The 18,926-nt window shown below is 48.7% G+C and carries 20 protein-coding genes and 1 riboswitch; of the genes, 11 read left to right on the plus strand and 9 right to left on the minus strand.

The features are described 5' to 3' along the window. Nucleotides 1–75 precede the first annotated feature (75 nt). A riboswitch (molybdenum cofactor riboswitch) is annotated at nucleotides 76–220 on the plus strand. The 9 genes from moaA (at nucleotide 208) to BGE37_RS05260 (ending at nucleotide 6,048) form a co-directional block, all read left to right on the plus strand. Next, entirely contained in the window at nucleotides 208–1,197 is a 990-nt protein-coding gene (gene moaA / locus BGE37_RS05215) for a GTP 3',8-cyclase MoaA (protein WP_001295301.1), read from the plus strand. Its footprint overlaps the riboswitch before it by 13 nt. Nucleotides 1,198–1,218: 21 nt before the next feature. Beyond that, nucleotides 1,219–1,731 (plus strand): molybdenum cofactor biosynthesis protein B, encoded by a 513-nt coding sequence (moaB, locus tag BGE37_RS05220; protein ID WP_000084639.1) that lies wholly within the window; start codon nucleotides 1,219–1,221, stop codon nucleotides 1,729–1,731. Nucleotides 1,732–1,733: 2 nt separating this feature from the next. Then, nucleotides 1,734–2,219 carry a cyclic pyranopterin monophosphate synthase MoaC gene (gene moaC, locus BGE37_RS05225; RefSeq protein WP_000080885.1) on the plus strand — a complete coding sequence of 162 codons (486 nt, stop codon included), beginning with the start codon at nucleotides 1,734–1,736 and terminating at the stop codon, nucleotides 2,217–2,219. Next, complete coding sequence (gene moaD / locus BGE37_RS05230) at nucleotides 2,212–2,457, plus strand: molybdopterin synthase sulfur carrier subunit (RefSeq protein ID WP_000598604.1); 246 nt, start codon at nucleotides 2,212–2,214, stop codon at nucleotides 2,455–2,457. Before moaC ends, moaD begins: the two co-directional genes overlap by 8 nt. A gap of 1 nt (nucleotide 2,458) precedes the next feature. Beyond that, nucleotides 2,459–2,911, plus strand: a complete 453-nt coding sequence (moaE, locus tag BGE37_RS05235; protein WP_000852287.1) for a molybdopterin synthase catalytic subunit MoaE — start codon at nucleotides 2,459–2,461, stop codon at nucleotides 2,909–2,911. Between the two features lie 135 nt (nucleotides 2,912–3,046). Then, nucleotides 3,047–3,751, plus strand: a complete 705-nt coding sequence (locus BGE37_RS05240) for a Bax inhibitor-1/YccA family protein (RefSeq protein ID WP_039021609.1) — start codon at nucleotides 3,047–3,049, stop codon at nucleotides 3,749–3,751. Between the two features lie 733 nt (nucleotides 3,752–4,484). Then, nucleotides 4,485–4,844 (plus strand): DUF3969 family protein, encoded by a 360-nt coding sequence (locus BGE37_RS05250; protein ID WP_105287835.1) that lies wholly within the window; start codon nucleotides 4,485–4,487, stop codon nucleotides 4,842–4,844. A 98-nt stretch (nucleotides 4,845–4,942) separates the two neighbouring features. After that, entirely contained in the window at nucleotides 4,943–5,407 is a 465-nt protein-coding gene (locus tag BGE37_RS05255) for a hypothetical protein (RefSeq protein WP_000244907.1), read from the plus strand. A 62-nt stretch (nucleotides 5,408–5,469) separates the two neighbouring features. Beyond that, a complete protein-coding gene (locus BGE37_RS05260; protein WP_241956674.1) occupies nucleotides 5,470–6,048 on the plus strand; it encodes an SUKH-4 family immunity protein in 579 nt (192 codons plus the stop codon). Between the two features lie 189 nt (nucleotides 6,049–6,237). On the opposite strand, the gene BGE37_RS05265 is transcribed toward BGE37_RS05260, so the two are convergent. Genes BGE37_RS05265 through BGE37_RS05275 form a run of 3 tightly spaced genes read right to left on the minus strand, consistent with a single transcriptional unit; the run spans nucleotide 6,238 to nucleotide 9,193 of the window. Beyond that, a complete protein-coding gene (locus BGE37_RS05265) occupies nucleotides 6,238–7,194 on the minus strand; it encodes a lysylphosphatidylglycerol synthase domain-containing protein (protein WP_105287836.1) in 957 nt (318 codons plus the stop codon). Beyond that, nucleotides 7,194–8,435 carry a cardiolipin synthase ClsB gene (gene clsB / locus BGE37_RS05270; RefSeq protein ID WP_105287837.1) on the minus strand — a complete coding sequence of 414 codons (1,242 nt, stop codon included), beginning with the start codon at nucleotides 8,433–8,435 and terminating at the stop codon, nucleotides 7,194–7,196. The genes BGE37_RS05265 and clsB overlap by 1 nt, the downstream gene beginning before the upstream one ends. After that, entirely contained in the window at nucleotides 8,432–9,193 is a 762-nt protein-coding gene (locus BGE37_RS05275; protein ID WP_105287838.1) for an endonuclease/exonuclease/phosphatase family protein, read from the minus strand. Before BGE37_RS05275 ends, clsB begins: the two co-directional genes overlap by 4 nt. A 132-nt stretch (nucleotides 9,194–9,325) precedes the next feature. Here BGE37_RS05275 and BGE37_RS05280 point away from each other — a divergent pair, with 132 nt between their 5' ends. Continuing rightward, the gene (locus BGE37_RS05280) at nucleotides 9,326–9,736 is read left to right on the plus strand and encodes a YbhQ family protein (RefSeq protein WP_000871981.1); all 411 of its coding nucleotides are present in this window, start codon (nucleotides 9,326–9,328) and stop codon (nucleotides 9,734–9,736) included. Here the strand turns inward: BGE37_RS05280 and BGE37_RS05285 are convergent. From BGE37_RS05285 to cecR, 5 genes are read right to left on the minus strand one after another with little or no spacing between them, the layout of a single operon-like run. Then, nucleotides 9,698–10,804, minus strand: a complete 1,107-nt coding sequence (locus BGE37_RS05285; protein WP_105287839.1) for an ABC transporter permease — start codon at nucleotides 10,802–10,804, stop codon at nucleotides 9,698–9,700. The two genes, BGE37_RS05280 and BGE37_RS05285, sit on opposite strands and share 39 nt — an antisense overlap. Nucleotides 10,805–10,814: 10 nt before the next feature. Continuing rightward, nucleotides 10,815–11,948, minus strand: a complete 1,134-nt coding sequence (locus BGE37_RS05290; protein ID WP_000070131.1) for an ABC transporter permease — start codon at nucleotides 11,946–11,948, stop codon at nucleotides 10,815–10,817. Then, a complete protein-coding gene (locus tag BGE37_RS05295) occupies nucleotides 11,941–13,677 on the minus strand; it encodes an ATP-binding cassette domain-containing protein (protein WP_105287840.1) in 1,737 nt (578 codons plus the stop codon). The genes BGE37_RS05290 and BGE37_RS05295 overlap by 8 nt, the downstream gene beginning before the upstream one ends. Further along, nucleotides 13,670–14,665, minus strand: a complete 996-nt coding sequence (hlyD, locus tag BGE37_RS05300; protein ID WP_001296990.1) for a secretion protein HlyD — start codon at nucleotides 14,663–14,665, stop codon at nucleotides 13,670–13,672. Before hlyD ends, BGE37_RS05295 begins: the two co-directional genes overlap by 8 nt. A 2-nt stretch (nucleotides 14,666–14,667) precedes the next feature. Beyond that, nucleotides 14,668–15,339, minus strand: coding sequence for a DNA-binding transcriptional regulator CecR (gene cecR / locus BGE37_RS05305; protein WP_001296991.1), 672 nt, complete (start codon nucleotides 15,337–15,339; stop codon nucleotides 14,668–14,670). A 228-nt stretch (nucleotides 15,340–15,567) separates the two neighbouring features. On the opposite strand from cecR, the gene rhlE reads away from it, so the two are divergent. Continuing rightward, nucleotides 15,568–16,932 carry an ATP-dependent RNA helicase RhlE gene (gene rhlE, locus BGE37_RS05310; RefSeq protein ID WP_088541626.1) on the plus strand — a complete coding sequence of 455 codons (1,365 nt, stop codon included), beginning with the start codon at nucleotides 15,568–15,570 and terminating at the stop codon, nucleotides 16,930–16,932. A gap of 105 nt (nucleotides 16,933–17,037) precedes the next feature. Here the strand turns inward: rhlE and BGE37_RS25315 are convergent, their stop codons facing one another. Then, a complete protein-coding gene (locus BGE37_RS25315) occupies nucleotides 17,038–18,723 on the minus strand; it encodes a hypothetical protein (protein ID WP_157944749.1) in 1,686 nt (561 codons plus the stop codon). Nucleotides 18,724–18,926: the final 203 nt, after the last annotated feature.

Here is an 18,926-nt window from a genome sequence, read left to right on the forward strand (position 1 = left end):
GATCATGACGCTATATATATGATTACATAGCGAAAGTGTGGATGGTAAAAATCCTGTTTACACGCTAGTATCGGCTTAACCACTAAACACTCTAGCCTCTGCACCTGGGTCAACTGATACGGTGCTTTGGCCGTGACAATGCTTACAAAGATTGCCACCAGGGCGAAGGAAGAAATGACTTCGCCTCCCGTATCTGGAAAGGTGTACATGGCTTCACAACTGACTGATGCATTTGCGCGTAAGTTTTACTACTTGCGCCTGTCGATTACCGATGTGTGTAACTTCCGTTGCACCTACTGCCTGCCGGATGGCTACAAACCGAGCGGCGTCACCAATAAAGGCTTTCTTACCGTCGATGAAATTCGCCGGGTTACGCGCGCCTTCGCCAGTCTGGGCACCGAAAAAGTCCGTCTGACGGGCGGAGAGCCGTCTTTGCGTCGTGACTTTACCGATATCATCGCCGCTGTGCGAGAAAACGACGCTATTCGCCAGATAGCGGTCACCACCAATGGTTACCGTCTGGAACGCGACGTGGCGAACTGGCGTGACGCTGGTCTTACTGGTATCAACGTGAGTGTCGATAGCCTCGACGCTCGCCAGTTTCATGCTATTACCGGACAGGATAAATTCAATCAGGTCATGGCAGGGATCGATGCTGCATTTGAGGCCGGTTTTGAGAAGGTCAAAGTCAATACCGTGCTGATGCGTGATGTTAATCATCACCAACTCGACACCTTTCTGAACTGGATCCAGCATCGCCCTATCCAGCTGCGTTTCATCGAACTGATGGAAACGGGCGAGGGCAGCGAGCTCTTCCGTAAGCATCACATCTCTGGTCAGGTTCTGCGTGACGAGTTACTGCGTCGCGGCTGGATCCACCAATTACGTCAACGCAGCGACGGTCCCGCGCAAGTCTTTTGTCATCCGGATTACGCCGGAGAGATTGGCCTTATCATGCCGTATGAAAAAGACTTCTGCGCCACTTGCAACCGCCTGCGCGTCTCCTCCATTGGTAAACTCCATCTCTGCCTGTTCGGTGAAGGCGGCGTTAACCTGCGCGATCTGCTGGAAGACGATACCCAGCAACAGGCGCTGGAAGCGCGTATTTCAGCGGCGCTGCGGGAGAAGAAACAGACCCATTTCCTGCATCAAAACAACACCGGTATTACGCAAAACTTATCGTACATTGGCGGCTAAAACGTCAAAAGGAGAGATCAGATGAGTCAGGTAAGCACTGAATTTATCCCGACCCGTATTGCTATTCTTACGGTTTCTAATCGTCGCGGTGAAGAAGACGATACCTCCGGTCACTATCTGCGCGATTCGGCGCAAGAAGCGGGCCATCACGTTGTCGATAAAGCCATTGTGAAAGAAAACCGCTACGCTATTCGCGCTCAGGTATCTGCGTGGATCGCCAGCGACGATGTACAAGTGGTGTTGATTACGGGGGGTACTGGCCTGACGGAAGGTGATCAGGCTCCCGAAGCACTGCTGCCGTTGTTCGACCGTGAAGTTGAAGGTTTTGGTGAAGTGTTCCGGATGTTGTCGTTCGAAGAGATTGGCACCTCAACGTTGCAATCTCGTGCGGTAGCGGGTGTGGCTAACAAAACGCTAATTTTCGCCATGCCCGGTTCAACCAAAGCGTGCCGTACCGCCTGGGAAAATATCATCGCACCGCAGCTGGATGCCCGTACGCGTCCGTGTAATTTCCATCCACATTTGAAGAAATAAGTATGTCGCAACTGACTCATATCAACGCCGCTGGCGAAGCGCACATGGTGGATGTCTCCGCCAAAGCGGAAACCGTGCGTGAAGCGCGCGCCGAAGCCTTTGTCACCATGCGCAGCGAGACGCTGGCGATGATTATTGATGGTCGCCACCACAAAGGCGACGTATTTGCCACTGCGCGTATCGCCGGTATTCAGGCAGCAAAACGCACATGGGATTTGATCCCGCTGTGTCATCCGCTGATGCTCAGTAAAGTTGAAGTCAATTTGCAGGCCGAGCCGGAGCACAATCGGGTGCGTATAGAAACCTTATGCCGCCTGACCGGGAAAACCGGTGTCGAAATGGAAGCGTTAACCGCGGCCTCTGTGGCGGCGCTGACCATTTATGACATGTGCAAAGCGGTGCAAAAAGATATGGTAATTGGTCCGGTACGTTTGCTGGCGAAGAGCGGCGGCAAGTCAGGTGACTTTAAGGTGGAAGCGGATGATTAAAGTTCTTTTTTTCGCCCAGGTGCGCGAGTTGGTGGGAACAGATGCAAGCGAAGTGGCTGCGGATTTCCCAACCGTTGAAGCGTTACGCCAACATCTGGCTGCGCAGAGCGATCGCTGGGCGCTGGCGCTGGAAGATGGCAAATTGCTGGCTGCCGTCAACCAGACGCTGGTGAGTTTTGACCATCCGCTGACTGACGGCGACGAAGTGGCTTTCTTCCCGCCGGTGACTGGAGGCTAAAATGGCAGAAACCAAAATTGTTGTCGGCCCGCAGCCGTTCAGTGTAGGAGAAGAGTACCCGTGGCTGGCTGAGCGTGACGAAGACGGTGCGGTAGTCACCTTTACCGGTAAGGTGCGCAACCATAACCTGGGCGACAGCGTCAAAGCATTAACCCTCGAACACTATCCGGGGATGACTGAAAAAGCACTGGCAGAAATTGTCGATGAAGCGCGTAACCGCTGGCCGCTGGGGCGCGTCACTGTGATTCACCGCATCGGGGAATTATGGCCGGGCGATGAAATCGTTTTTGTCGGCGTCACCAGTGCGCATCGTAGCAGTGCGTTTGAAGCCGGGCAGTTTATTATGGACTATCTCAAAACCCGCGCACCGTTCTGGAAGCGCGAAGCCACGCCGGAAGGCGACCGCTGGGTTGAAGCTCGGGAGAGCGATCAGCAGGCAGCAAAACGCTGGTAGTTTTTTATTAGCCGGATAAGGTAACGCTGCGTCCGGCAATTTCACCACTCAGTATATGCGTTTACGCTGCGTCGATGCACAGCCTCATCATTTGCAGTATCCTTAAGATATTCCTTATATCTTCAGGAGATCGTCATGGACAGATTCCCACGTTCTGATTCAATCGTACAACCCCGGGCTGGCTTGCAAACTTATATGGCGCAAGTCTATGGCTGGATGACCGTTGGCTTGTTGCTGACCGCATTTGTTGCCTGGTATGCGGCTAATTCTGCGGCCGTGATGGAGCTATTGTTCACTAACCGTGTTTTTTTAATCGGTCTGATCATCGCGCAATTAGCACTGGTTATTGTGTTATCAGCGATGATTCAAAAGCTTAGTGCAAGTGTAACGACCATGCTCTTTATGCTTTATTCGGCGCTGACGGGTCTGACGCTTTCCAGTATTTTCATTGTCTATACCGCCGCCTCGATTGCCAGTACTTTCGTCGTTACTGCCGGGATGTTCGGCGCAATGAGCCTGTACGGTTACACCACAAAACGTGATCTAAGCGGCTTTGGCAATATGCTGTTTATGGCGTTAATCGGCATTGTGCTGGCATCGCTGGTCAACTTCTGGCTGAAAAGCGAAGCATTGATGTGGGCAGTTACCTATATCGGCGTGATTGTCTTTGTCGGATTGACGGCATATGACACTCAGAAATTGAAAAATATGGGTGAGCAGATTGATACCCGCGACACGTCAAACCTGCGCAAATATTCCATTCTTGGCGCGTTAACCTTATATCTGGACTTCATCAACCTGTTCCTGATGTTGTTGAGGATCTTCGGCAACCGCCGTTAATTCTTTTTCACCATCAATATCCCGGCCATGTGTCGGGATTTTTTTCGGATTTTATAAAGACTATTCCGCTCATTTACATGAGAACTCAGTCGCTGCAAATGTCACACTATCCGTATGCGTCAATTCAGGGATAGATAACTCATTTGAACCGTCAATACGCTGTCACTTACTTGCCCGGAAAAAACCGGCCCCTCATTGGGTGGCTGGTAGCTGGCGGGGTAAAACACTATTGCGATTTTATTCGCTTGTTTCGGTTTCCTGCCATGAACGCTCTTGTGCTTGTCTGGCCCAGGCATTCACGGTGCAGGTAATGGACGCATATTGAAGAAATCAAATGATGAATGTAATAAAGATAATTATTGCGATTACAGGTGTTATGATTATGGTGATGGCACATGACCTCGGTCGCGAGATATATACGTCATATTTCAGGCCGTCAAGTCACGGAGTTGGTTTGGGATTTATCCGCTTTTATATGCTTTTTGTTCTCCTTCCCGTGGTATTCCTGACGCCATTTATAGCAAATAAGTACACGCACACACTATCTTATATTGCAACATTATATTTATTGTTTTCGTGGGGCGGTTCGCATCCATTGAGAGTTATTTTAATGATTTTATCATTCATGCTATCGTATATGGCGGTGTTATTTCTAAAGAAAATTGATGCAAAAAGGAAATGAAATGCCACATATATTTAAAAATATTTATAATATTAAGCAAGGGAGGTTTTTATGTCATTAGTTTGCACAATAGAAAATAAATATGTAGATAAATTTATGGCTATTCTGCTTTTAGGGGCTTTACACTCGCTGGAAAGGGGAGCAGTAACCATAGATGAATCTGAATTGCTTGTTTTCTGTCCTTTTTTTGCCCGTACTCTACGGAGGAAAGGTTGTGATAAAGAATTAATAGATATAATTTATCATGGTTGTGAGCTTGAGGATATCGAATCGCTCCTCCCTGAAAGGCTCGAGACTGTCATACAAGAACTAATTCTCCAAACAAACGATTTTATCTATACAAAAAGAGATGATTATCCCTTAAGTGATGAAAGGGAAAATAAAGTCTCTTTTAAATTTACGGATAAATAGGTTTATGAGATATGCAAATATGAATAGCTAATAAGCTTGTGCAAGGATATATGGTTTTTATAGACTTGAAAGTCTTATTATAAGGATGAATGTTGTAGATGGTTATGGACATTAAAAATGAGTGTAATCAGGCAATTAAGACATCTTATCTTGATATGGCGAACCCCAATTTTGCATTTGTGATGGAAGGATACAATTCATCCAAATATAAAGAAATAATTTCTGCGTTTAGTTCACGATTTGATATTAGAGATAACACTGAGTTAAATTATGATGTCTGTCTTTCATTAGAAGTTGTTTTGCAAAAAGGCATTGCCTTTATCTATATATCTCTTGTTGGGCAATATGCTTTTATAATATTCAAGGATGACGTTATAACAAGCTCGATGAATATAGGTGCAGAGATTGCAGACTTAATTAATGTATTAATTCGTCATGACTTTAAGATTTTGGATAAGGATTTTTTATTGAGTAAGCCTGGTTGCGATATTTATCCGGGTTTGTCCAATTCGAATGAAATGTATCTAAATTATTTATTTTCTCCTGGGTTGAAAATAAAATGATATTATGGTGAAGTAGTTTAATGAAATGTTGTGAGTTGCCAATTACGATAAAAGGATGACTTGTGTTAACAAAACTAATTAATTTACAGCCTGATAAGGTTTTTAAAAAAATAAACTCATCTTCATCCAATTTAATTAAGGAAATAAAAATAAAATTGCCGCTTCTTATTCCCTATGAAAATCAAGAGGTGACGTTTTATTGTGATGAATTATATGTATTCGACTCCGATGAGTACATTGTATTTGGTCATGATTTAGATGGTTATTTTATTGTTAGCGTAAAAAATAAGAAAGTTTATTACTTGTATGATATAGACGAATGCGCAAATTTTACGATGATGTATTGCAATTCTGGGATAAATGATTTTGTTATATTCAATAATATTTTTATGCATGCGGTTTTTAAACAATCAGAATTGATGAAAAAACAATTGTTAACAGATGATGAAATTTTATCCGATGCAATGGATGCTATATTTACCCAATGTGATAGCGAGGCTATGAAAGATGATGCCTTCTGGGGCTTAAGATGCTACGAGCTTCGCGATGGCTTTTTTCCTTTAAATGATGCCCAAATCAAATTTTATAGTGAAATGGAAAAAGTTCCTCATCAAGGCAAAAGTGAATCCATTCGAGACTGATGACAAAGGTAAAATTGCCTGATGCGCTATGCTTATCAGGCCTACATGGTCCATGCAATATATTGAATTTGCAGGCTTTTGTAGGTCGGATAAGGCGTTTACGCCGCATCCGGCATAAACAACGCGCACTTTGTCAACAATCTGATTCACAAGAGCAAGTTGAACAAAAATGATTAAATGAGAGGCTCTTCACATCGCCGCTTCATTTTTCGCTCGTAGCTTCTTCGCCTGGCTTTCCAGCAACAGGTAACAGATCAGCGCCAGCAGCAGCGGGATAAAGTAATACAGCACACGGTAAGCGAGCAGGGCGGCGATAATTGTGCCTTTGGAGGTATGCTCCCCAGCCAGTAGCGCGATAAACACCGCTTCCAGTACACCAATTCCCGCCGGAATATGCACGATGACGCCAGCAATACTACTAACCAGCAACACGCCCAGTACAAAGAAATAGTTCACGTTTTGACCCAGCAACAGCCAGATAATCGCTCCCATTACCATCCAGTTAACGCTGGAAATCAGCATCTGGGCGAGGGCGAATTTCCATGAAGGCAGCACCAGCTTTTGCCCTTTGATGGTCATATGGCGGTGCTTCGCGAAAGCGCAAAACCACAAATAAACCGCGATAATCAGCAGTAAGCCAATGCCGAGAATACGCAGCGTAGTTTGATCGACATACCAGTGATCCGGCAGCTCCACCACGCCTGCGGTAAAGATAATCCCGGCCAGCAAAATATAGCCCAGCCAGTTGGTGGTAATACTGAGCGAGAAAATCCGCGTAATAGTGCTGCCCGGTAACCCTAGCCGGGAGTACAAACGATAGCGCATACCAATGCCGCCGACCCAGGTACTGAGCGTCAGGTTGAAGGCGTAGCAGATAAACGACACCAGCATCACCTGGCGCTTTGCCAGTTTATGACCGCAGTAGAAGCGGGCGAGCAGATCATAGCAGCCATATATCAGATAGCTGACGACCACCAGCCCAATCGCACTGAGCAACGCAACGCGATTGTAATCGCGGATGACCTTCCAGACCTCTTCCCAGTCTACCTTTTTGGCGTAGATCACCAGCAACACAATCACTGCGATAAAAAATAGCCAGGTGAGGATCTTCTTTGCTAAGCGCCAGCGTGGGTGTGATTTACTCATCAGGGTTTTACCCCCGTGTTTTCAGTTTCTACCCGATCCTGCGTTTCCATTGTCGGCTGAGCGGGCGGGTCAACCTGCGCCAGACGTGGCGTGTGTGCCGGAAGCCAGCCAACCAGCGCCGGGAAGTGGCGTAAAAAGTGGAACGCCAGCACGCTTTTCGTCAGGTTCCACCAGGTGCGTTTCGGCAGCATGGATTCATCCACTTGTTGACAGTCGGCGGCGATGATGCCGTTCAGATTATCGCGTAGCGTCTGGTTAAAATTACGATCGTGAATGATGACGTTTGCTTCGAGATTTAGCGACAAACTGAGCGGATCGAGATTACTGGACCCTACCGTCGCCCAGTGATCGTCCATCAATGCCACTTTACCGTGGAGCGGGCGGCGGCGGTACTCAAATACCTGAACGCCGCCTTTAACCAGATAGTTGTACAGTAAACGCGCGCCGACTCTGACAATGGGCATATCCGGTTCGCCCTGAATGATCAGTTTGATCCGCACCCCGCGCCGTGCCGCTTTACGTAAGGCGTGCAAAAATCGATAGCCGGGGAAGAAGTAGGCGTTGGCGATAATCACTTCCCGGCGCGCCTGAGTGAGCATTTTCAGATAGTGACGTTCGATATCATCGCGATGTTCTTCGTTATCGCGCCAAACCAATAATACCTGCGCTTCTCCCGGCTGGCGGTTCTCTTCTGCTTTATGATGACGTCGCCACCAGCGTCGTGCTGCGCTCTGTCCTGGCAAATTTTCCAGTTCAAATTGCAGAATATCTTCGACAATCGGTCCTTCCAGACGTACCGCGTAATCCTGTTTAGCCTCCGGGCCGTAGCTGGACATATGCTCGGCAGAGTAATTCAGTCCACCAATAAAGGCGATACGTGCATCGACCACCACAATTTTGCGATGCATCCGGCGGAATACATTAGTACGCATACCGAACAGGCGAGGGCGGGGATCGTAATAACGAAATACCACGCCAGCCGCAGTCAGTTCATTGACAAACTCATCGCTGAGATCCGGTGAACCGTAGCCATCCAGCAAGACTTCCGCTTTTACCCCGCGTTGCGCTGCTGACAGTAGCGCCGCATGCAGCTGTTTGCCGACGTCATCCTCAAACCAGATAAACGTTTCAAGAATGATGCGTTCTTGCGCCTCGCCAATTGCTTTAAACACCGCGGGATAATATTGCTCGCCGTTTTCCAGCAACTGGATTTTATTGCCTTCGCGCCAGCTACATTTCATAAATGAATCTCCGCACTTAAAGGGGCATGATCAGAAAGGTGTCGCCAGGTCCGTAGTGGCAACGCGGTCGGCGCGCTGGCGCTGGCATTTTTGACATAGATCCTGTCCAGTCGTAGTAGAGGAAATTGCACCGGAAACGTACGCGCCGGGCGTCCGTGGGCGCGGGTAAATATCTCATCCAGCCCGGCCTGCACTTTTAAGGGATGATTGGCTTTTTGCCGCCAGTCGTTGAAATCACCTGCCACTAATACCGGTTCGCCGTCCGGCAGCGCATTCACCCATTCAGCGAGCATCGCAAGCTGCGCCTGACGGTGCGCCTCACGCAGGCCCAGATGTACGCACATCACATGAATCGCTTTCCCGGTCATCGGCGGCACAATACGGCAGTAGAGCACGCCGCGCTTTTCCGCACCATCGACCGAAACATCGCGATTCTCATAATGTTCAATGGGATAACGTGAAAGAACCGCGTTGCCGTGATGCCCTTCCGGGTATACGGCATTGCGACCGTAGGCGAAATCGCTCCACATGGTGTCGGCGAGAAACTCGTAGTGCGAGGTATCGGGCCAGTTTTCCACATGCAGCGGATGAACTTCGTGCGCACCCATCACTTCTTGCAGGCAAACAATATCGGCACTGACGGTACGCACGGCGTCGCGAAGTTCCGGCAAAATGAAGCGTCGGTTAAACGCGGTAAAGCCTTTGTGAATGTTGATGGTGAGCACCTTGAACGAAAATTGTTGTGTTTGATCGGGCATAATTTTCCTGTCTTTGCCTCTTATCTCATTGAAATAGTGTAGTCGGCGTCACAAAAAGGTGCGGTCTTACGGAATTTTCCGTAAAGTTCGGTACTCTGAGTAAGTAGAGATAAATTCTTCAGGAGAGAAGCCATGAAGTGGCAACAACGTGTTCGTGTCGCAACGGGTCTAAGTTGCTGGCAGATTATGTTGCATTTACTGGTAGTGGCGCTGCTGGTGGTGGGCTGGATGAGTAAGACTCTGGTTCACGTCGGCGTGGGATTATGCGCACTGTATTGTGTCACGGTAGTGATGATGCTGGTGTTTCAGCGCCACCCCGAGCAACGCTGGCGTGAGGTGGCAGACGTGCTGGAAGAGCTGACTACGACCTGGTATTTTGGCGCAGCGCTGATTGTGCTGTGGCTGTTGTCCCGCGTACTGGAAAACAACTTTTTGCTGGCAATTGCAGGGCTGGCGATCCTTGCTGGCCCGGCGGTAGTGTCTTTGCTGGCGAAAGATAAGAAGTTACATCACCTTGCGTCTAAACATCGCGTACGCCGCTGACCCTGTCGTGGCCGTTATCACCAGTAGCGGCCACAAACTATTCCACACAATATCCAGACTCGCATCCTTCAAATAAATCTGCTTGGTAATGTCCGTAAAGTGGCGGATAGGGTTAATCCACGTCAGGTTTTGCAGCCACACCGGCATGTTCTCCACTGGCGAAACGTAACCGGAAAGGAGAATGGCGGGCATCATAAAGACAAACACGCCGATAAACGCCTGCTGTTGTGTTGAACAGAGTGATGAAATCAACAGACCGAATCCCACCAGCGATAAACCGTAAATCACCATCGTAAAGTAGAACAGCGCCAGCGATCCGGCGAAGGGGATTTGATACGCCCAGATACCAATCGCCAGCACAATGGTTGCCTGAAACGTGGCGACAATTAACGCAGGTACGGCTTTGCCGATAAATATCTGCCAGGTGGTGAGGGGAGAAACCAGTAACTGATCGAGCGTACCCTGTTCACGTTCGCGGGCGACGGAAAGTGACGTGACGATCATCACGCCGATAGTGGTGATCATGGCGATCAGCGACGGCACCACAAACCATTTGTAGTCGAGATTCGGGTTATACCAGTTGCGTACCACCAGCTCGCTGTTGTTGGGTTTCGGTTTTCCTTCCAGCAGCTCCTGCTGATAATTTTTGACGATCTGTTGCAGGTAGTTGGCGGCAATTTGCGCACTGTTGGAGTTGCGTCCGTCGAGGATCAACTGCAATGGCGCGGTCTGGAAGGTATCCAATTTGCGTGAGAAATCAGCCGGGAAACGTACCAACAATAACGCCTTTTGCGTGTCGATGGTTGGGCGGATCTCCTGCGGGCTTTTCAGCAGCAACACATGGGTAAAGGCGCTTGCACGGGCAAAACGCTGGGTCAGCTCCACCGAATGCTCGCCGTTATCTTCATCGTAGATGGCGATGGTGGCGTTGGTCACTTCCAGTGTGGCGGCGTACGGGAACAGGATCACCTGAATCAGCACGGGTAAAATCAGAATCGCGCGGGTTTGCGGTTCACGCAGCAACGACTGCAACTCTTTGCGGATTAACGTCCATAAGCGATGAAACATGCTCTTCTCCCTAATCCAGCCGACGTTTGGTTTTCAGCCACGTCAGGCCGATAAACATCACCGCCGAAGCGATCAAAAACAGCACGTTCACCACCAGCACCACCGGAATATTCCCGGCGAGGAACAGGCTTTGCAGGGTGCTGACGAAATAACGTGCGGGAATAATGTACGTCACCGCGCGGATCACCGCGGGCATACTGTCTATCTGAAAAATAAAGCCGGAAAGCATAATCGACGGCAGAAAAGCGGCGTTCAGGGCAACTTGTGCGGCGTTGAACTGGTTGCGGGTAATTGTGGAAATCAGCAGTCCCATTCCCAGAGTACTGAGCAAAAACAGGCTGGAGATAAAAAACAGAATCAGCAGCGACCCGCGATACGGCACGCCGAGAATAAACACTGACACCAGCATACACAGCAACATCGCCAGCATCCCAAGGAAGTAATAAGGGATCAGCTTACACAGCAACAGTTCCGTGCGGGTTATCTCCGTAGAGAGTAACGCCTCCATGGTGCCGCGTTCCCATTCTCGCGCCACCACCAGCGAGGTGAGAATCGCGCCGATAACCGTCATGATGATGGTTACCGCACCGGGGATAATAAAGTGCTGGCTAATCGCCGCCGGGTTAAACCAGTAGCGAGTCTGGACGTCGATAAGTGGTTCAAAAGTCTGCCCGTTGTCCTCTGCCCGCTGCATTTGCCAGATCTGCCAGATCCCTTCGACATAACCTTGCACAAAGTTAGCGGTATTCGGCTCACTGCCGTCGGTGATCACCTGAATCGGCGCGGTAGCGTTGGCGCGCTCCATCTGTTCGGCGAAATCCACCGGAATCACCACCAGGCCACGAATTTTTCCCGCCTGCATTTTGGCGATCAATTCCTGACGGTTATCGCTGATGGTGGCGTCGATGTAGGGCGAACCGGTCATGGTATGGGTGAAATCCAGCGCCGCTTCGCTACGCTGTTCCAGCAAAATCCCAACCCGCAGCTTGCTGGAGTCGAGGTTAATGCCGTAGCCAAATATAAACAGCAGCAACAGTGGGATCACCACTGCAATCAGCCAGCTACTCGGATCGCGAACGATCTGCCGTGTCTCTTTGACGCACAGCGCCCGCACGCGACGCCAGGACAGGATCGGATTACTCATTGCCATGCTCCTTATCCCAGTCGTGGATCAACTGAATAAAGGCCTGCTCCATTGTGGGATCGGGTTGCTCGTCGTTGGCCGACTGCGCTTTCAAATCATCTGGCGTGCCGCTGGCGATTAATTTCCCACGATACACCAGGCCGATGCGGTCACAATATTCTGCTTCATCCATAAAGTGGGTGGTGACCATTACCGTGACGCCTTTCTCTACCATGCTGTTGATATGCAACCAAAATTCACGGCGGGTGAGGGGATCAACGCCGGACGTCGGTTCATCGAGAAACAGAATGTCCGGTTCATGCATTAGCGAACAGGCCAGCGCCAGCCGCTGTTTAAAACCTAAGGGCAGTTCATCGGTCGCGTGGGAGGCGATACTTTTCAGGCCGAACGCCTCGCTCATACGGGAGATTTTTTCGTTCTGCGCCCGACCGCGTAAGCCATACACACCAGAGAAAAAGCGTAAATTCTGTTCGACCGTCAGGTTGCCATAGAGCGAAAACTTTTGCGCCATATAGCCGAGATGCTGGCGCGCTTTGCCAGAACTCTCTTTCAGATCCATCCCCAGCACCAGCGCCTGGCCAGAGGTCGGTACCAACAAGCCGCACATCATCTTAAAGGTGGTCGATTTCCCTGCACCGTTTGGCCCGAGCAAACCAAAGATTTCACCGCGTTTGACGGAAAAGTTGACGTGATCGGTGGCGGCAAAATCGCCAAACTTTTTGGTCAGCTCTTTCGCTTCGATCACCGTCTCGCCAGGTGTACCTTCCACCGTATGCAATATTGCGCCCAGCGGTGATTCCGAGGTTCCAGCTCCGCCCAGCAAATCAATAAACGCATCTTCAAAACGCGGTGTGGTTTGGCTGATGTCGATTTCTGGCATCCCGTCGGCGTGGCGAATATCGTCTGGCGTGGCCTCTTTTTTGAGGATCAGACGCACCGATTTCCCCTGAATCATGCCGTCGCTCACCTGTGGCAGTTTCAAGGCGCGTTGCAACAATTTGCGGTTGCCCTCGTGCGGGCTGGTCATCAGAAAGCTACGTCCGGCCATGGTTTGCGTCAGGGCCGTCGGTTCTCCCTGATACAGCAACTCGCCTTCGTTCATCAGTAACACGTCACGGCACTGTTCGGCTTCGTCGAGATACGAGGTACTCCAGAGGATTAACATCCCTTCGCCTGCCAGCTCATGCACCATCTGCCACAGTTCACGCCGTGAGATAGGGTCAACGCCGACGCCGGGTTCATCGAGCAGCAACACTTTCGGTTCGCCCACCAGGGTACAGGCCAGGCCGAGTTTTTGCTTCATCCCGCCGGAGAGCTTGCCCGCCAGGCGTCCGGTAAACGGGCCAAGAGACGTAAACTCCAGCAGGCGAGAAAAAGTCTGCTTCCGTGCCTCGCCGGTGACGCTGCGCAAATCCGCGTAAAGATTGAGGTTCTCCATCACCGTCAGATCTTCATACAGACCAAATTTCTGCGGCATATAGCCAAGCACGGCGTGCAGCGCGCCGTCATTTTTGATCGGATCAAAGCCAATCACCGTGGCACTGCCGCTGTCGGGTTTCAGTAATCCCGCCAGCATGCGCATCAGCGTGGTTTTGCCTGCGCCATCCGGCCCCACCAGCCCCGTTACATAACCAGCATGAATGGTACAGTCGAGCGGCGCGACAGCGGGCTTGTCCATGCCCGGAAAGCGTTTTTCCAGGCCGTTCAGCGTAATAACGGCATCATTCATGTCCTGCCTCGTTACCGAATTGCACCGTCACCGGCATTCCCTGGCGTAAGGCATCATCGGCGTCGGTCACCACAATACGCAGGCGATAGACGAGGTCGGTACGCAGATCCGGCGTTTCGACAGTTTTCGGGGTAAATTCAGCAGTCGGTGAAACGAAACCAATCTGCCCGTGATACGGCTTGTCCGGGCGACCGTCGGTATAAAGCAGCACTTTGCGCCCCGGCTGGGCCTGGTCAAGATTACGTTCATCAACATAAGCGCGCACCCACACCGGACGCGTTAGTGAAACGGTAAACACCGTGCCACCTTCGTTGAGGACCGTGCCTGGCTCCACCGCGCGCGTTAACAGCGTGCCATCAGACGGTGCTATCAACGTTGAGTCCTGTAAATTCAGCTCCGCCTGCGCCAGTTGCGCCTGCGCCTGTTCGAGACTGGCTTTCGCCTGGGCGATGTCCTGTTCACGATTACCGGAGCGATACTGACGCAATTTATCCTGTGCTGATTTCAGCGTTGCCTGCGCCTGGTCGCGCGAGGAGCGGGCATTTTCCAGGTCGTTTGCCGAAATAGTGCGACTTTTCCACAACCCTTGCTGGCGGTTGTAGAAGTTCTGCGCATAGTCATATGCGGCCTGCGCCTGTTTTACGGCGGCGGCGGCCTGAGCGATTTCTTCATCGCGATACCCGGCAAGCATCAGGTCATACTGCGCCTGTGCCACCGAAACACCCGCTTTTGCCTGCATCAGGGCAATTTCATACGGCTTATGATCCAGTTCGCCCAGCACCTGGCCCGCTTTAATCGCATCACCTTCGTCTACGGCCAGCGATTCAACGCGACCACCGACACGGAAGCTAAGATTCACGGTGCGAATATCCACGTTGCCATACAGCGTCAGGCCGTTATCCTGGCGGCTTTGATACCACCAGTAGCCTCCGGCAACCACGGCGGCAAGTACCACTACCGCCAGTCCGATCACGACAGGTTTTTTCATCACTACAAACTCCTTTGCGATAATCCTTGCAAAATCAGGTCGATATGACAGGTTACCGTCTGGTTAATCAGTTCGGTCTTTTCTTCATCGAACGCGGTCCAGCCGGTACGTAACAAAATAGTTTCTTTGCCAAGACGAAACGCCAGAATCTCACCAATCAACGCATGGGTATGGAGGATCATGCGGGTGTCGTTGGCGTCGCAGCCGGTCCAGGCGGCAATCAGGCGTGTAAGGTGGCTGTGTAGCGGGCTAATCACCTGTTCATGCACCAGGTGGTAGGCTGCCGTAGGAGAGAGTTGCTCACGGGAGATAAACTTGCTGAGGTTGACGGTGTCATCCTGGGTGAGCAGCTTAATCATGTTCCTGCAGGCACGAAGGATCAGTTCACGAATAGCTGCGCGATCAGGCTGTGGTTGCGCGAACAAGCGTTCGGCTTCTTCAGCGTGCGGACGGAACTGCTCGCCAATAAAATCGGCAATCCACTGGGCGCAGGCGAGATACAAATCTTCTTTCGAACCGAAGTAGTAGGTGATGGCAGCGATATTCTGCCCGGCCTGGGCGGCTATCTCGCGGGTGGTGGCGTTCATTCCATATTCACCAAACTGCGCCAGTGCGGCAGCAATCAGCTGTTTTTTCGCCTGTTCACCCTTGATTGTCATGGCAGGATTATTCATCGCACAGTCCATTCTTAATCAAATGATTGATTAAGATTATGACTCCATATGGGAGTTGTCCAGTATGACCAGGAATTTTAGCAACGCCAGTCACAGGGATAATTTATGCGCTGCGTCACAAAAACTGCTACACTCCGCTCCCTCATGACATTGTGGTTTTTGTCATTTTCCTTTTCAGTATCTCCCTGAAAACTACACCGGTAACGGTCGGGGCGGTTCGGAGTAGTTATGTCTTTCGATTCTTTGGGTTTAAGCCCTGATATCCTGCGCGCCGTTGCCGAGCAGGGTTACCGTGAACCCACCCCTATTCAGCAGCAGGCGATCCCAGCGGTGCTGGAAGGCCGCGACCTGATGGCCAGTGCCCAGACTGGCACCGGCAAAACGGCAGGCTTTACGCTGCCCCTGTTGCAACATTTGATTACTCGCCAGCCGCACGCCAAAGGGCGTCGTCCGGTCCGTGCGCTCATTCTTACCCCAACCCGTGAACTGGCGGCGCAGATTGGCGAAAACGTCCGTGATTACAGCAAATACCTGAATATTCGTTCGCTGGTGGTGTTTGGCGGCGTCAGCATCAACCCGCAGATGATGAAGCTGCGCGGTGGCGTTGATGTGCTGGTGGCAACGCCGGGGCGTTTGCTGGACCTGGAACATCAGAATGCAGTGAAGCTGGATCAGGTTGAAATTCTCGTCCTCGATGAAGCTGACCGCATGCTCGACATGGGCTTTATCCACGATATCCGTCGTGTGTTGACTAAGCTGCCAGCGAAGCGCCAGAACCTGTTGTTCTCCGCCACGTTCTCTGACGATATTAAAAACCTGGCGGAAAAACTGCTGCATAACCCACTGGAAATTGAAGTGGCACGCCGCAATACCGCGTCTGATCAGGTGACCCAGCACGTTCACTTTGTCGATAAGAAACGTAAACGCGAATTACTGTCGCACATGATTGGTAAAGGGAACTGGCAGCAGGTGCTGGTGTTTACCCGTACCAAACACGGTGCTAACCATCTGGCTGAACAGCTCAATAAAGATGGTATCCGCAGTGCGGCGATCCACGGTAATAAATCGCAAGGTGCGCGTACTCGTGCACTGGCCGATTTTAAATCGGGCGATATTCGTGTTCTGGTGGCAACTGACATCGCTGCACGCGGTCTGGATATCGAAGAGTTGCCGCACGTCGTCAACTATGAACTGCCAAACGTACCGGAAGATTACGTCCACCGTATCGGGCGTACCGGTCGTGCAGCGGCAACTGGTGAAGCGTTATCGCTGGTGTGTGTGGATGAACACAAACTTCTGCGTGATATCGAAAAACTGCTGAAAAAAGAGATTCCACGCATTGCGATTCCGGGCTATGAGCCGGACCCGTCAATCAAAGCCGAACCGATCCAGAACGGTCGCCAGCAACGTGGCGGCGGCGGTCGTGGGCAAGGTGGTGGTCGCGGTCAACAGCAACCACGCCGTGGGGAAGGTGGCGCAAAATCTGCAAGCGCGAAACCTGCAGAAAAACCGTCTCGCCGCCTCGGCGATGCCAAACCGGCAGGCGAACAACAACGTCGCCGCCGTCCGCGTAAACCTGCCGCTGCGCAGTAATACCATGTAAGGGCAAAAGAGTATCACAGGCTTTTGCCCTTTATTCAGGTAACACGGTCAGACATGAATGTCATGTCTGATTTTATTGTTTTTAATAAATTTGCTTTATGATCTATCTAGTGTATTTAAAATGGCAATGAAATTATTTCTTCTTGCAATTTCACTTATTGTTAATAACATTGGTTGATATTCATAAACAAATTCTGGGAAAGTCTGGAATAAACATGCTATTGCATAAAGTGTTTGTTCATCATCTGGAAAATTATTATGAGATATGTGATTTAGTATTAGCTTGATTCTGTCCCTGATTTTATTATTTTCATTGTCTATAGTGTATCCGACTATCTCCCTAAGCAAAATAAAGTGTGCAGTCGTTTCATTACCGTATATCTTTAGCAGTTCCAATAAACTGTCAAATTCTGACGCCTGAATATTTTTGGCACATAACTTTAACACTTTATCGAGTAACTCCAGATGCCCCGGTTCATAAACTGTTTTTTGTAGAATATTAAGTAATGTTGGCAATGATGAATATGCATAAGGAATATCTGTATTCAATAACAATTTCAAAGATTGAGCGGCAATTTTAGGTTGATATAAATGCCGGGATTCAATTCTGCTAATTAAAAAAGCAGTTGTATTCTTTTTAGTTTCATTGTCGGTAATCTCTATCATCTCAAACAGTCTGCTGAAATATCCTCTCAGATCGTATTGTGTAACAATAGAAATACAATCCGTGAATAAATCATTATATTCAGTTATTAAATTTGGATAGCTATCAAAAAGTGTATAACACATCTCCATATAATTATGCAATTTTAATATTTGTGAAGAGGATTTAATTGTCGCATCGCTAATGCTAGTTGTTTTTATCGATTCAATAGCGAAAATCAGTGGGCTGATACATTTCGATAAATCATCATGTTGTAACTTCAACACTAAAACTATATCTTTTATCCATTTTATTTTTAAGTCAATGTCTGTTTGTTTTGAGATGATGTTAATCAGTGCGTGTTGGACGCAGCGATGCCTGATTAAACTATGTTGATTTAAATATCCTCTGTGAACAGAGTTATGTGCAATATCCAGTATGGCATCAAAGAGCAAACTATCAGGATTTGAATTTGTGGAGGTAAAGATGTTCGTTATAAGATAATTTAATATCAATATTTTATTTCCGTCGTTATTTATATGGCGTAGTGGTGCCAATAACTTGTTATAGAAAACTTTCTTTTCCTCAGTGTTGTATTTGCTATTTTTGTCATTAATATGATTAAGAATTTTAACCAAAAGGATGATTATTTTGTTCTTATAATCGAGTAAATCTGGCTGAACATGATACGTCGAGAGGTACCCCCGGGTATCAAAAATAGAAGATGCATCGGGGCTATCAAAAGTCATTAAATCTTCCAGACTATTTATATCAAAAAGTTTGATATTTTTTATAAATAATTGTGAAAAAAACAAAATACTTTCTTTATGAAATACGTCAGAATTATCATATAAAATATTAATTATTGGTAAGGCTATTTGCTCATTAGAAATTTTTTGCGGTTCTAAATGATAAGGGTTGTTTAATACCTTATTATTATATAAGGTTGATGTTAAATGCTGAATGAACATCTGCTTTTGTTCATGGTTCTTTGTTTTTTTAATAACATCTAGCAGTTTTTTGGCATTATTGTCAAACCAGAAAACCATATCTGTAATGGATAAGTTGTCAGGGAAATAGTTGGAGTTGCCTGGTGTGTTAGGTTTAAATAATGGCCACTGCTCAAACAAATTACGCATATTAACTCCTTTAATACGTCAAATTAAAATTGATAAAAATAATAAGTAATCATTATGTGCAAGCTATAGATTATGAAAGTATTACTATGAAATAATTTAAATTAACTATCAAAAATCGCTCATTTCTGCTTATTGATAGAAAGATTGATTGTCAGCCTGTTTAGATCCGTACAGCAGCAGACTTTCATAACCCGGTTGATCCT

The organism is Escherichia sp. MOD1-EC6300 (genome assembly GCF_002965045.1).
Lineage (GTDB): Bacteria > Pseudomonadota > Gammaproteobacteria > Enterobacterales > Enterobacteriaceae > Escherichia > Escherichia coli_F.